The following is a 13189-nucleotide window of genomic DNA, read 5'->3' on the forward strand; positions in this document are numbered from 1 at the left end:
TGGAGGGGCGGCAGCCCCTGGGTATGGGACGGGTAGGGGCGGCGGGGGCGAGGAGGGCTTGAGGCAGTCGCGGCGGTGGCGGTCCGTGGGGGCGGGGCCCAGGCCCCGGTGCGTTTCAGGCCTCTGGTCTGCCGAACAGCGGGGCCAGTACGAGGTGCGCGGCGCCCGAAGCCACCTCGCGGCCGGTGTGGGTGGCCAGTCGTACCGGCACCGGCGCCTCCCCCACCCTGCGGGCCCGCTCCGCGAGGACCGCCGCCGTGCCCCGCGTGAAGCGTTCGGGGTGTTCTGCCACGGTGCGGCCGCCCAGCAGGACGATGTCGATGTCCAGGAGGGCGACCAGATTGCCGGCCCCCGTGCCCAGGACGCGCGCCGCCTCCTCGATGTCGCCGCGCGCCACCGCGGCGAGGCACAGCGCCTCCACGCATCCGCGGTTGCCGCAGCCGCACGGCGGACCGTCGAGCTGTACGACCTGGTGGCCGAACTCGCCCGCCCCGGTGCGCGCCCCGCGGTGCACCGTGCCGCCGAGGACCAGGCCTCCGCCGAGGCCCGCTCCGAAGTGCAGGTAGGCGAAGGACTCCCCCGCGCCGGCGACCGCCAGTCCGAGGGCCGCCGCGTTGGTGTCCTTGTCCACGACGACCGGTGCCCCGAGTTCTCGTTCCAGGGTCTGCCGTAGCGGAAAGCCGTTCCACTCGGGGAAGCCGGTGACCCGGTTCAGCGTGCCCCGGGTGTGGTCCAGGGGGCCGGGCAGGCCGATGCCCACGCCGAGCGGGGGCGTGGAAAGGGGCTCGGTGAGTGTCGCCACCTCGCGGGCCACGCCCTGGACGACGGCCTCCTCGCCCGCGGCCAGGCCCAGCGGGGCGGTGCGCTCGGCCAGCACCGTGCCGGTGAGGTCGACCAGTACCGCCCTGAGCTCGTCGCGGTCCAGGTGGACGCCGACCGCGTGGCCGGCGTCCGGTACCAGCCGTAGGACGGTGCGGGGTTTGCCGCCGGTGGAGGCGCGGTGGCCCGCTTCGGCGGCGAGGCCCTCCTCTCGGAGGCGCGCGGTGATCTTGCTGACGGCCTGGGGGGTGAGGCCGGTGCGGTCGGCGAGTTCCAGGCGGCTGATGCCCTCGGGGCCCGCGGTGCGCAGGAGGTCCAGGAGCAGGGCGGCGTTGTGGGTGCGCAGGCCGAGCAGGTTCACTCCGGGGAGGTGCCTGCCGCTCGTCGCCTTCTTCGTCCTGTCCACGCCGCCATTCTCCCCGGCGCTTGCACTTTGGCAACAGCGTTGCGAAAGTGGGACGCATGACTGGTACCCCTCTCCGCGTGGGCCTCGTCGGTTTCGGCCTCGCGGGCTCCGTCTTCCACGCCCCGCTGATCGCCGCCACCGAGGGCCTGGCGCTCGACACCGTGGTCACCTCGAACCCCGAGCGCCAGGCGCAGGCCCGCGCCGCGTACCCGGACGTGACGGTCGTCGCCTCAGCCGAGGAGCTCTTCGAGCGGCGGGCCGGCGAGCTGGATCTGATCGTCGTCGCCTCGCCCAACAAGACGCATGTGGCCCTCGCCACCGCCGCCCTGGAGGCGGGTCTGCCCGTCGTCGTCGACAAGCCCGTCGCCGGTACGGCCGAGGAGGCTCGGAAGCTGGCCGCGCTCGCCGAGGAGCGGGGGCTGCTGCTCTCCGTCTTCCAGAACCGGCGGTGGGACAACGACTTCCTGACGCTGCGAGGGCTCCTGGAGCGCGGCGAGCTGGGAGACGTGTGGCGGTTCGAGTCGCGGTTCGAGCGGTGGCGGCCGCAGCCCAAGGGCGGGTGGCGCGAGTCCGGCGATCCCGCAGAGATCGGAGGTCTGTTGTACGACCTCGGCAGCCATCTCGTGGATCAGGCGCTCGTGCTCTTCGGCCCCGTCAGCGCCGTGTACGCCGAGTCCGACGTCCGGCGGGCCGGCGCCGAGGCGGACGACGACACCTTCATCGCGCTCACCCATGCCAACGGCGTGCGGACGCAGCTGTACGCCACCGCCACCACGGCCCAACTCGGGCCCCGTTTCCGGGTGCTGGGCTCGCGGGCCGGCTATGTGAAGTACGGGCTCGATCCCCAGGAAGCGGCCCTGAAGGACGGCGAGCGGCCGGGCCGGGCCACCGAGTGGGGCGTGGAGCCCGAGTCGATGTGGGGCCGGGTCGGGGCCGGTGAGTCGCCGGTGACCGGGGGCGGCCGGGCCGAACCGACCCTCCCGGGTGACTACCCCGCCTACTATGCGGCCGTGGCGAAGGCCCTGCTCGACGGCGGTCCCAACCCGGTGACCGCACTGGAGGCGGCCGCCGCTCTCGACGTGCTCGAGGCGGCCCGCCGTTCGGCCCACGACGAAGTGGTGGTGAAGCTGTGACGCACAGCGGCGAGTTGACCCCGAAGTTCCACCCGGAACTGACTCCGCCCCTGGAGGAGTTGGAGGCCCAGGAGCGCCGCCTGGTCTTCCGCCGGTTCACCTACGAGGACGCGTGGGCGCTGGGTTCGCTGCTGGTGGAGATGGCCCGCGAACGGCAGGCCCCCGTCGCCGTCGACATCCACCGCGCCGGTCAGCAGCTCTTCCACGCCGCCCTGCCCGGCTCCACCCCGGACAACGACGCCTGGATCGACCGCAAGCGCCGGGTCGTGGAGCGCTACGGCTCCGCCTCCTACCTGGTCGGCGCCCGTTTCCGCGCCAAGGGCACGACGTTCGAGGACAGTTCACGCCTGGACCCCGACGCGTACGCGGCCCACGGCGGTTCCTTCCCGATCAACGTGGAGGGCGTGGGGGTCGTGGGCACGGTGACGGTGAGCGGCCTTCCGCAGCTCCAGGACCACAAGTTCGTGGTGGAGGCGTTGGAGCGGTTCCTGGAGAAGGACTCCTAGGCCCGCTGCCCGTGGGGCTCGGGGAACTGCGCGGTCGCGCAGTTCCCCGTCCCTCAGGCGTCCTTGAGTTCCTGCCGCTGACGTCCGAGGCCCTCGATCTCCAGCTCCACCACGTCCCCGGCGCGCAGGAACGGCTTGGGCTCGGGCTGGCCGAGCGCGACCCCGGCCGGGGTGCCCGTGTTGATGACGTCCCCGGGGTACAGGGTCATGAACTGGCTGACGTACCGCACCACTTCCGCCACCGGGAAGATCTGCTCGGCCGTGGTGCCGTTCTGCTTCAGCTCGCCGTTGACCCAGAGCTTGAGGGAGAGGTTCTGCGGGTCGGGGACCTCGTCCGCCGTGACCAGCCAGGGACCCAGCGGGTTGAACGTCTCGCAGTTCTTGCCCTTGTCCCAGGTCCCGCCCCGCTCGATCTGGAACTCCCGCTCGGACACGTCGTGCGCCACCGCGTACCCCGCGACATGCGCGAGCGCCTCGGCGTCGGACTCCAGGTAGCGGGCCGTACGTCCGATGACCACCGCCAGCTCGACCTCCCAGTCGGTCTTCGCCGAGCCGCGCGGCACGAGCACGGTGTCGTTCGGGCCGACGACGGTGTCCGCCGCCTTGAAGAAGATCACGGGCTCGGCGGGCGGCTCGGCCCCCGTCTCGCGGGCGTGGTCGTGGTAGTTCAGGCCGATGCAGACGATCTTGCCGATGCGGGCGAGCGGCGGTCCGACGCGCAGCCCGGTGGTGTCCAGCGACGGCAGTTCGCCGGCCTCCGCGGCCCTGCGGATCCGCCCGAGCGCGGCGTCGTCGGCGAGCAGGCTTCCGTCGATGTCCGGGACGAGACCGCTCAGGTCCCGCAGCGTCCCCTGGGCGTCGAGCAGCGCGGGCGTCTCCGCTCCGGCCGTACCGACTCGCAGCAGCTTCATGATCACAATCTCCCTCGATCGCGGGCCGCCATCCCATGGGTGCAGCCATCGGATGACTGGTCGATCCTCCAAGGTCGGCGTCCGGTCCGCAATACCCGGTTCACGGACTGGACCGCCGACCTCGCGTGGCCGGCGGGGCTCAGCGGTACAGGCAGGCCCGCTCCACCGCGCTCCAGGTCGTGCTCGTGACGACGTACAGCGCCGCCGCCAGCGGCACCACCGCCACGGTGAAGAGCGTGAAGAAGGACATGAACGGCATGACCTTGGTCATCGCCCCCATGCCGGGCACCGGTTGCCCGTCCATCACCGGCACCGCCGGGTTCGCGGCCATCATGCGCCGCGTACGGCGGAAGTTGAACGCGGCGACGGCGGCGACCAGCGCGAACAGCCCGACGTAGACCAGCCCGGCTCCGCCGAACATCCCGCCGCTGTCGAGCGCGTCCGCCCAGTGGGCGCCGAGGGGTGCGGCGAACAGCTGGTGGGTGAGCAGCTCGTTGTGCGTGTTCGAGAACAGGTGGTAGAGGAGGAAGAAGGCGGGCAGCTGGCACAGGCTCGGCAGGCAGCCGGACAGCGGTGACACCTTTTCCTCGGCGTGCAGTTCCAGTACGGCCTTCTGGAGCTTCTCGGGGTGCTTGGCGTGCTTCCTGCGCAGCTCGGCGATCTTCGGCTGGAGTTCGGTCCGGGCCTTCTGGCCCCGTGCCGCCGCCCGGGACAGGGGGTGGACGAGGAGCCGTACGAGTGCGGTGAACAGGACGATCGCGCCGGCCGCGGCGGACGCGCCGAGCAGCGGCTGGAGGAGGTCGGCGAGTTGCTCGACCAGGGTGGCGAAGACGGACATGGGTGAGCCCTCCGGGGGTCTCGTCAGTGCCGGGGCGGGCCCGGATACGGCGATCCGGGGTGGTGAGGCGGCATGACGACCCGCGTGGGGTCACCCGTGGGTGTGCGGTGCCCTACGCGGCGGTCGTCCGGAGGGCGTGTCCGGGGGCGCGGGGCCTGGTGCGGCCCTTGGCGTCCGGGTCGCGTTGCGGCAGGAAGGCCGTACGGCGGTCGCGGTCGCGGATGGCCGTACGGACCCGGGTGGGCGGTACGGCGGGCGCGCAGCGCGAGACGACGAGGGAGCAGGCGGCGAAGGCGGAGCCGGCCGCGGCGGTCGCGGCGAGCGCGACGGTGGCGGAGAGGCTGCCGGTGTCGAGCAGGGCGACCTGGAGGACCAGGAGCAGCAGGGCCACGGCGGGCCGCGGGTTGCGGATCATCGGCTGCTCCCTTCCGTCTGTCGTCGGCCGTCTCGGGTGCCGCTGTCGGTTATACCTGATCGACGACGACCGGCTCCAGCAGCCGCTTGGGCTTCAGCAGCGCCCGGCTGACCGGATCCGCCGGGTCCGGATCGAGTCCGGGGCCCGGCACCATGAGGACGTCGGCGGGCGGTACGACGGTTGCGCAGGCGGGGCACTCGCCGTACCCGCCGAGTTCGGTGCCGCACTCGGCGTGCCGGAAGATCCGCAGCACCGTCCTGTCGTAGTGCTCACGGCCCCAGCGGCCGAGCGCGCGGACCACGTGCCACAGTTCGGTCCCGCGCGCGGTCAGGACGTACTCGTCGCGCGGTGGCGACTCCTGGTACCGGCGTCGCTCCAGGACCCCCTCCTGCGTGAGCGTCTGGAGGCGGGAGGCGAGGACGGCGCGCGGGATGCCGAGATGGACGAGGAAGTCGTTGTAGCGCCGCACGCCGTAGAGCGCGTCGCGGACGACGAGGAGTGTCCAGCGCTCGCCGACGATCTCCAGCGCGCGGGCCATCGAGCATTCCTGCGTCACGTAGTCCTTGCCCAGTGCCATGACGTCCACCTTAGCCACTTTGCGAACTGTTGGTTCGGTGATTGAACCGACGCTGTTACGGTACTCCGCATGACTAGGTTCATTGAACGAACCGTGACCGTGGCGCGGGACACGGCACCGGTGACCACCGCGAGACCGGGCGCCACGCTCGCCCTGACCAGCGCTGCCACCGCCGTGGCCCTGATGACCTACACCGCGCCCATGGTCACGCTCCCCGACATCGCCGCCGCCCTGCACACCCCGCTCTCCGCGCAGGCCTGGCTCCTGAACGGCACCCCGCTCGGCCTCGCCGCCCTCCTGCTCGTCGCCGGCACCCTCGCCGACGACTACGGCCGCCGCCGGGTCTTCGTCGCCGGCACCCTCGCCCTCGGCCTCACCACGGTCCTCGGCGCCCTCGCCACCACGACCTGGCTGTTCACCCTGGCCCGGGTCGCCCAGGGCGCGGCCAGCGCGGCACTGCTCGCGAGCAGCCTCGGCCTGATCGTGCACGCCTTCCCGACACCGGCCGGACGGCTGCGGGCGACCGGGGTGTGGGGCGCGTTCGTGAGCGGCGGGATCGCGCTGGGGCCGGTCGTCGTCGGCGGGATACCGAGTTGGCGACTCGCGTACGTCGTCCTCGGCGCGGCCGCCGTGGTCGTGGCCGCCTTCTCCCTCCGCCGGCTGGCGGAGTCCCGCGCCCCGCGCGGCGGCCGCCCCGACCTCGGCGGGGCCGTGACGTTCGGGCTGGCCCTGGTCGGTCTGGTCGCCGCCCTGACCCTCGGCCGGGACGGCTGGCTGCGGGCGCCGGTCGGGCTGTTGCTGCTGGCGAGCGTCGTCCTGCTGGCCGTCTTCGTCGCGGTCGAGCGGCGTACCGCGACCCCGATGATCGACCTGGACCTGTTCCGCCGCCCCCGTTTCCTCGCCTCGTCCGTCAGCGGGCTGTTCACGGGCCTCGCGGTGATCGGCCTGTTCAGCTTCCTGCCGGCGCTGCTCCAGCAGACCCTGGGGCTGTCCGCGATGGACACCGCGTGGCTGTTCCTGCTGTGGTCCGGGCTGTCCTTCACGGTGGCCCTCCAGGCCCGCCGGCTGTCGGGACGCGTCTCGCCGCGGCACCAACTCGCCCTCGGTTTCCTCCTGCACGCGGCCGGGGCGCTCTCCATGCTGGGCGCGCTCGACGCGGGTTCCTGGGTACGGCTGCTGCCGGGACTCGTGGTCGCGGGCATCGGCAGCGGCCTGCTGAACGCCGCGCTCCCGCTCCTCGCCGTGGACTCCGTACCGGCCCAGCGGGCGGGGATGGGGTCAGGAGCCCAGCAGACCTTCCGCTACGTCGGCTCCTGCGCCGGCGTGGCCCTGACGATCGCCCTCGCCACGTCGTCGGACGGCGGGCTCGCGCGCGGTGCGGACGTGGCGATGGTGGTGTCGGCGGGGTTGGCCGTGGTGGCGGCGGGGGTGGTGGGGGCGTTGCGGGAGAGGGCGTGAGGGGTGGCCGCCTGGGCCGCCCCTCGGAGCCGAGGTTGTCAGTGGGTCCTGCGGCCGGGCGCCCCTGGGGGGCGACGGCGTCGCGGCAGGCGGCCGGGGGCTGCACGCCTGTGTTCGGACGCTTACCACCGGGGCGTGCTCCCGCTGGAGAGGCGGCGCCAGGGAGGACGCGACGATCGGTCTGGGGCTCGCGGGGCTTGGGGCCCGGCGGCGGGGGGCGCGAGCGCTGGAGGTCAGGGCGCGGGCGACGCCCTACCGGGGGCGAGAAGAGACCAACGTGCCCCACACCACCAGGCGGTAGCGGGAGGTGTACTCCGGGGTGCAGGTGGTGAGGGTGAGGTAGTGGCCGGGCCGGGTGTAGCCGTGGGCGGGGTGGACGATCGAGCGCGGGATCTCGCGGAGCACTCCCGAGTCGCGGGCGGAGGTCTGGGCGAGGGTGGTGTCGACGGCGTACGTGTAGACGGCGGTCCTGGTCTCGACCTCGACGGTGTCCCTGGGGGCGAGCCGGTCGAGGTGACGGAAGGGCTCGCCGTGGGTGTTGCGGTGACCGGCGAGGGCGAAGTTGCCGGACTGGCCGGGCTGTTGGGTGCCGGGATAGTGACCCACGTACCCCTTGTCGAGCACGCCCCGCCTGGCGATGCCCTCGGCCACGGGGACACGGAGGCCGAGGCGGGGGATGGTGAGGATGGCGTAGGCCTGGGACCCATCGGGCCGCTCCGGGCGGGTGCCGGCCGACACGTCCTGCCGTGAGGCACCCGGCCGGGAGGCGTCCCCGGACCCGGCACCGTGAGCGGGTGCCCCGGACTCGCCCCCGGGAGCGGCGACTTCGGAGCCGGAGGACGAGTCGGTCCCCCACTCCCGCTCCAGCGCCTCCACCGTGCGCTCGGCGCCCCGCCTGGCCTCCTCGTTGGTCCACCACAACTGGTGCGCCACGAGCAGCAACAGCACGACCCCGACGGTGACGAGGAGCTCGCCGCCCGTCCACCACACGCGCCGTCGGCGGGCCCGTCGACGCAGGGTGCCGTGCCGCACGACGGGCACCCGCATGACCCCCATCGCCATCCACCGCCCTCCACCGCGCGGACCGCTCACGCCCGGCCCGCACGATAGGCGCCGCCTCATCAACTCACCAGCCTCGCCACCTCATTGACCGTAAGGCCGACTGCCGAGGCGCGGCCCCGAAGGCTGGCGCGCAGGTGGGCGCGTAGGTGGGGGTACGGGCGGATACGAAGTCCCCGAGGTGTCCGTGGCGCTCGCCGTCCCGCGTCCCGCCCCGCGTCCCGCCTCGTGGCTCGAGGAGGGGACGGCCGGCCACCGCCAACCACCACCCCTTCTCATAACCGTTGGAGAAATAGAAAGCAGGACAGAAAGAAAGCGCTGTCGCACCTCTCGACAACCCCACGCACCACACCCGATGCTTCGTGATGGCACGCGGGGGGCGCGTGGGCGAGCCACTACGTCGAGCCCCACCGAGAGGCGGACAGGACAGCCATGATCCGACGCAGAACGCTGCTGACAGCCGCAGGAGGCACCCTCCTCGGCAGCGCCATGGCGACGGGCACCGCACGCGCGGACGCCACGATCGCCGTCAACCCCGGGACCTCGTACGGCACCTGGGAAGGTTGGGGCACCTCCCTGGCCTGGTGGGCGAACGTGTTCGGCGCCCGGAACGACTTCGCCGACCTGTTCTTCACCACCAAGTCAACGACGTACAACGGCACTTCACTGCCCGGCCTCGGGATGAACATCGCCCGTTACAACCTGGGCGCGTGCAGCTGGAACACGGTGAACGGCTCCTCCATGGTGACCTCTCCCAACATCCCCGCGTTCAAGCAGATCGAGGGCTACTGGCAGGACTGGAACAACGAGAGCCCCACCTCCTCCGCCTGGGACTGGACCGCGGACGCCACCCAGCGCGCGATGCTCACGAAGGCGGTGGCGCGCGGCGCGACGACCGAGCTGTTCGCCAACTCCCCGATGTGGTGGATGTGCCAGAACCACAACCCCTCGGGTGCCTCCGGCGGCGGCAACAACCTCCAGTCCTGGAACTACCGCCAGCACGCCTCCCACCTCGCCACCGTCGCCCTCTACGCCAGGAACAACTGGGGCGTGAACTTCGCGACCGTCGACCCATTCAACGAGCCCTCGTCGTCCTGGTGGACCGCCACCGGCACGCAGGAGGGCTGCCACATGGACGCGACAGTCCAGGCGGCCGTACTGCCGTACCTGCGCAGCGAGTTGAACAGCCGCGGGCTGAACGGCGTGCGGATCTCGGCGTCGGACGAGACCAGTTACGACCTCGCCCGCACCACCTGGAACTCCTTCAGCGCCACCACCAAGGGGTACGTCGACCAGGTCAACGTGCACGGCTACCAGGGCGCGAACGGGCGCCGGGACCTGCTGTACTCGGACGTCGTCACGACCTCCCGCAAGAAGCTGTGGAACTCCGAGACCGGCGACGGCGACGGCACCGGCTACACCATGGCCTCCAACCTCCTCTACGACTTCCGCTGGCTGCACCCGACGGCCTGGGTCTACTGGCAGGTCATGGACCCGACCGCGGGCTGGGGCGTGATCAAGTACGACGCGAGCACCCTTCAGGCCGGTGCGATCGAGACCAAGTACTACGTGCTGGCCCAGTTCAGCCGCCACATCCGCCCCGGCATGCGGATCCTCGACACCGGCGTCAGCTACGCGACGGCGGCCTACGACGCCACGGCCAAGCGCCTGGTCATCGTCGCCCTGAACACCTCGACCTCGGCCCAGACCCTGACCTTCGACCTCTCCCGCTTCACCACGGTGACGGGCGGCAGCGGCGGCCTGACGCCCCGCTGGAACACGGTGACCACGGGCGGCGACAAGTACGCCTCGTACTCCAACACCTTCCTCAACGGGAAGTCGGTGGCGGTGCCGTTCGCGGCGAAGGCGGTGCAGACGATTCAGGTCGACGGGGTGACGATCTAGGAGGGGAGCGGCGGCCGCTGCCGCGAGGAGGGCGGCGGTCGCCGTGAGGGTGGCGGCGCCTGCCGCGAGGGCGGCGGTCGCTCGCCCCCGAGCGGGTGGAGCTGCCAGGCCGTGATCGCCACGGCCGTCACCACGACGGGGCCTTACCGGCCGGGCAGGGTGAGGCTGCCTCGTACTCCCGACAGCGCTCGGTGTCGGAGGGCAGCCAGACAGAGAGGGCGAAGGGCCTGGCCTGGGTGTATCTCTCCTCCGTGAGCCAACGGCAGTACGGTGTCCACCATGCGCCCCGACACGCCTGCCGAGAACGTCGACCACACCGCCGAAGCGGCACGCCTGGAGCGGACCGCCGGCCTGTACCCCGAGGATGCCGAGGCCCTGCTCCTCCAGGCCGCGGCCCACCTGGAGCTGGCCGGCGACCGACCCGCCGCGACCGCCCTCTACGACAGCCTGCTCGCCTCCCCGACCGGCCTGGAGAACCCCTTCCTGGTACGCGCGCTCAAGGCGTCGAACCTGTGGGAGTACGGGCACGAGGCGGAGGCCCGCGCCATCATCCAGGGCGTCCGGGCGGCGGCGCCGCGGGACCCCGCGCCCTGGGTGATCGTGGCGGAGGCGCTGGAGTCCCACGACGAGCTGGAGGCGGCCCAGGAGACGTTCACCGAGGGCGCCCGGCTGCTGCTCGTCGAGGGCACGCCGCCCTCGCACTCCCTGCAGTCCCTGCTCTTCGGCCGCCACCGGGTCCGCCGGATGCTGGGGATGGGCCACGACGAGTGGGACATGCTCGCGGACACCCTGCACACCTCCCCCGTCTCCCTGGACGAGCTCCACGACCCCAAGCGCGTCTGGTCGCTGGGCTCGGACAACCCGGCGGAGCTGGCCGCGGAGATCTCCCGGCTCCACGCCGAGCTGGGCGCGTACCGCCAGGCACTGTCCCGCCCCTTCCCGGTGGCGGTGCTGCACTGGTCGGCGCCGGAACTCGCGGAGCTGGTGCAGGCGTACCCGACGCTGGCCGACGAGTACCCCTCGCACGAGGAGCACCTGGCGACGATAGAGGCCTCCCTGCGGGAACTGGCCGCCTCCGGCACACCCAACCTCGGCATCGTCACCGGCACGGTCCCCTCGTACGAGGCCTTCGCAGCCTCCGAGAGCGCCTCCCCTGCCGACGCCACCCTCCTCCCCCAGTACGCGACGACCCTCGCGGCCCGAGGCCGAGCCGTGGCATGGCCGCCGCCGCGTGGGGCGTCCTGCTGGTGCGGATCGGGACGCGGCTATGCGGAGTGCCATGGAGCGCGGGGGTAGTTGAGCACGCCCCCCCCGGGCAACACGGGTCCCGCGAACCGACTGGTTCGCGGGACCCCTTTTGTTTCTGGGCTACTTGTCCGCCGAGTCCGGCGCCGACGGGCGCAGTCCTGTTCCCTCGAAGCAGCGCTGGGAGCCGACCCAAAAGCCCTCACACAAAAGGGACTTATCGAACCAGTTCGGCGTTCTACCTCCTTCTATGTCCTACCTTTGCAGTACGGTCACAGCTACCTTCTGAGCTGAAGGGCTCACGCCTTCGGAGTGGCCCTGACCTGTGCACTTTGAGGAACCGATGCCCTACGAATCCGGCACCGTCTGGCAGTACGACGTCCCCATCACCGGCAGCACGCACCTGCCGCCGGACGCCGGCTACGGCAGAGCTCTGACCAACCAGGGCTACGGCTTCGAAGTCGCCGTCGCAGACCTCATCGACAACTCGATCGACGCGGGCGCGGACAAGGTCGTCGTGCACTTCCTGCGTGACGCGGAGCGCGTCCTGACCCTGCTGGTCATCGACAACGGCAAGGGAATGGACGAGACTGGGCTGGACGACGCGATGACGGTCGGACGGCGCCGTACCTATGGCGACAACGCCCTTGGCATGTACGGAACCGGTCTGAAGGCCGCCTCGCTCTCGCACGCGGCCTCCCTCACCGTGGTCAGCCGGACGAAGCGCAGCCGTGCCGCGGGCCGTCGCCTCACCGCGGAGGGCATCGAGGACGGCTTCCGCTGCGACACCGTCGACCCTCGCTACGCCCAGGATCTCGTCGACCGGTACGACGGCATCATCGAGTGGCACGGCACGGTCGTCCGCTGGGACCAGGTACGCGCCTTCGAAACGGTGGCGCCCGGGCAGAGCGACCAGTACCTTTCGCAGGCGATCGCCCGATTGGAGAACCATCTCGGTCTCTACCTGCACCGGTTCCTTCAGCGCGGTCTCCAACTGGACATAGCCGTGTGGGACGTGAGCAGCAGCGCGGACGAGCTCGGCGAAGAGGTGGACCACATCGCCGTGGAGGCGCTGGACCCCTTCGGGTACAAGGTGCCCGGCAAGAAGGGGTATCCGAGGCAGTTCACCGCGTCCGTGGAGGGTATCGGGGACATGCGCCTCACCACCCACATCTGGCCGGCCAAGTCGAAGCAGGCGGGCTTCCGGCAGATCGGTGCACTCGCGGAGCGTCAGGGCTTCTACTTCTACCGGAACGACCGCCTCGTCCAGGCGGGAGGCTGGAACGGTCTGCGCAACCCGGAAGGTCACCTCGCACTGGCCCGGGTGGCCGTGGATCTCCCCGCGCACGGGAACAGCGTCCTGAGTCTGGACGTGAAAAAGGAAAAGGTCACGGTCACTCCTGCCTTCACGCTCGGCGTGGACAAGGCCGTGGACGCCTCCGGAAACACCTTCCACCAGTACCTCGGCGACGCCGAGACCGCCTACCGGGACGGATCGAGGCGGACAGAGATCGTCCGGAAGTCGGTCACTCCTCCGGGCAAGGGGCTCGACCCCAAGGTCAAGCGGGTCATCAAGGAGGAGCTGCCGGAGAAGGCGGGCGAGGAGCCGATCGCGTTCACCTGGGGAACGCTTCCGCAAGACCGGTTCTTCGACCTTGACCGCGAGAACAACACCGTCATCCTCAACAAGGACTTTCGCGAGGACCTCAACGACGGCAGACGGGGTGGAGCGAACGACGTTCCCGTCACAAAGACCCTGCTGTATCTCCTTCTCGAGGACTGCTTCGGGCTCGGACGCTGGGAGCGCAGCCGCCAGGACCGCGTGGACTACTGGAACACCATCCTCCTGGCCTCCGCGGAGGCGCACCGCGCACGCCGCACACAAGCGCCCTCCTGACAGCCGTGGCGCAGCACCCC

The 13189-nt window shown here is 71.6% G+C and carries 12 protein-coding genes; 6 read left to right on the plus strand and 6 right to left on the minus strand.

Annotated features, from left to right (window positions below; genetic code table 11):
- Positions 1 to 115 precede the first annotated feature (115 nt).
- Complete coding sequence (locus ACH41F_RS23200; protein ID WP_391236011.1) at positions 116 to 1225, minus strand: ROK family protein; 1110 nt, start codon at positions 1223 to 1225, stop codon at positions 116 to 118.
- 56 nt (positions 1226 to 1281) lie between these two features.
- Between ACH41F_RS23200 and ACH41F_RS23205 the strand changes: the two genes are divergently transcribed.
- The gene (locus tag ACH41F_RS23205) at positions 1282 to 2358 is read left to right on the plus strand and encodes a Gfo/Idh/MocA family oxidoreductase (protein ID WP_398837291.1); all 1077 of its coding nucleotides are present in this window, start codon (positions 1282 to 1284) and stop codon (positions 2356 to 2358) included.
- Positions 2355 to 2864, plus strand: a complete 510-nt coding sequence (locus ACH41F_RS23210) for a heme-degrading domain-containing protein (RefSeq protein WP_398837293.1) — start codon at positions 2355 to 2357, stop codon at positions 2862 to 2864. Before ACH41F_RS23205 ends, ACH41F_RS23210 begins: the two co-directional genes overlap by 4 nt.
- Positions 2865 to 2917: 53 nt before the next feature.
- Here the strand turns inward: ACH41F_RS23210 and ACH41F_RS23215 are convergent, their stop codons facing one another.
- From ACH41F_RS23215 to ACH41F_RS23230, 4 genes are all read right to left on the minus strand, one after another.
- Positions 2918 to 3775 (minus strand): fumarylacetoacetate hydrolase family protein, encoded by an 858-nt coding sequence (locus ACH41F_RS23215; RefSeq protein WP_391236020.1) that lies wholly within the window; start codon positions 3773 to 3775, stop codon positions 2918 to 2920.
- Between the two features lie 139 nt (positions 3776 to 3914).
- The gene (locus ACH41F_RS23220; protein WP_391236023.1) at positions 3915 to 4613 is read right to left on the minus strand and encodes a membrane protein insertase YidC; all 699 of its coding nucleotides are present in this window, start codon (positions 4611 to 4613) and stop codon (positions 3915 to 3917) included.
- Positions 4614 to 4725: 112 nt separating this feature from the next.
- Positions 4726 to 5028, minus strand: a complete 303-nt coding sequence (locus ACH41F_RS23225) for a DUF6412 domain-containing protein (RefSeq protein ID WP_391236025.1) — start codon at positions 5026 to 5028, stop codon at positions 4726 to 4728.
- Between the two features lie 49 nt (positions 5029 to 5077).
- A complete protein-coding gene (locus ACH41F_RS23230; protein WP_391236028.1) occupies positions 5078 to 5605 on the minus strand; it encodes a winged helix-turn-helix transcriptional regulator in 528 nt (175 codons plus the stop codon).
- Positions 5606 to 5674: 69 nt separating this feature from the next.
- On the opposite strand from ACH41F_RS23230, the gene ACH41F_RS23235 reads away from it, so the two are divergent.
- Positions 5675 to 7063, plus strand: a complete 1389-nt coding sequence (locus ACH41F_RS23235) for an MFS transporter (protein ID WP_398837296.1) — start codon at positions 5675 to 5677, stop codon at positions 7061 to 7063.
- Between the two features lie 252 nt (positions 7064 to 7315).
- Here the strand turns inward: ACH41F_RS23235 and ACH41F_RS23240 are convergent, their stop codons facing one another.
- Positions 7316 to 8110, minus strand: a complete 795-nt coding sequence (locus ACH41F_RS23240; RefSeq protein WP_398837441.1) for a class E sortase — start codon at positions 8108 to 8110, stop codon at positions 7316 to 7318.
- A 444-nt stretch (positions 8111 to 8554) separates the two neighbouring features.
- Here ACH41F_RS23240 and ACH41F_RS23245 point away from each other — a divergent pair, with 444 nt between their 5' ends.
- The 3 genes from ACH41F_RS23245 to ACH41F_RS23255 all read left to right on the plus strand — a co-directional run bounded on the left by ACH41F_RS23245 (position 8555) and on the right by ACH41F_RS23255 (position 13169).
- Positions 8555 to 10027, plus strand: coding sequence for a beta-1,6-galactanase (locus ACH41F_RS23245; RefSeq protein ID WP_398837298.1), 1473 nt, complete (start codon positions 8555 to 8557; stop codon positions 10025 to 10027).
- 279 nt (positions 10028 to 10306) lie between these two features.
- Positions 10307 to 11323 carry an SEC-C domain-containing protein gene (locus ACH41F_RS23250; RefSeq protein ID WP_398837300.1) on the plus strand — a complete coding sequence of 339 codons (1017 nt, stop codon included), beginning with the start codon at positions 10307 to 10309 and terminating at the stop codon, positions 11321 to 11323.
- Positions 11324 to 11615: 292 nt separating this feature from the next.
- Complete coding sequence (locus ACH41F_RS23255) at positions 11616 to 13169, plus strand: ATP-binding protein (protein WP_398837302.1); 1554 nt, start codon at positions 11616 to 11618, stop codon at positions 13167 to 13169.
- The last annotated feature ends 20 nt before the right edge of the window (positions 13170 to 13189 follow it).

This window comes from Streptomyces sp. NPDC020489 (assembly GCF_044386545.1).
GTDB lineage: Bacteria > Actinomycetota > Actinomycetes > Streptomycetales > Streptomycetaceae > Streptomyces.

Coding starts and splice junctions, on each gene's coding strand:
- ACH41F_RS23235 (WP_398837296.1), top strand. CDS start 5,675: ATGACTAGGTTCATTGAACGAACCGTGACCGTGGCGCGGGACACGGCA.
- ACH41F_RS23240 (WP_398837441.1), bottom strand. CDS start 8,110: ATGCGGGTGCCCGTCGTGCGGCACGGCACCCTGCGTCGACGGGCCCGC.
- ACH41F_RS23215 (WP_391236020.1), bottom strand. CDS start 3,775: ATGAAGCTGCTGCGAGTCGGTACGGCCGGAGCGGAGACGCCCGCGCTG.
- ACH41F_RS23225 (WP_391236025.1), bottom strand. CDS start 5,028: ATGATCCGCAACCCGCGGCCCGCCGTGGCCCTGCTGCTCCTGGTCCTC.
- ACH41F_RS23255 (WP_398837302.1), top strand. CDS start 11,616: ATGCCCTACGAATCCGGCACCGTCTGGCAGTACGACGTCCCCATCACC.
- ACH41F_RS23250 (WP_398837300.1), top strand. CDS start 10,307: ATGCGCCCCGACACGCCTGCCGAGAACGTCGACCACACCGCCGAAGCG.
- ACH41F_RS23220 (WP_391236023.1), bottom strand. CDS start 4,613: ATGTCCGTCTTCGCCACCCTGGTCGAGCAACTCGCCGACCTCCTCCAG.
- ACH41F_RS23245 (WP_398837298.1), top strand. CDS start 8,555: ATGATCCGACGCAGAACGCTGCTGACAGCCGCAGGAGGCACCCTCCTC.
- ACH41F_RS23230 (WP_391236028.1), bottom strand. CDS start 5,605: ATGGCACTGGGCAAGGACTACGTGACGCAGGAATGCTCGATGGCCCGC.
- ACH41F_RS23205 (WP_398837291.1), top strand. CDS start 1,282: ATGACTGGTACCCCTCTCCGCGTGGGCCTCGTCGGTTTCGGCCTCGCG.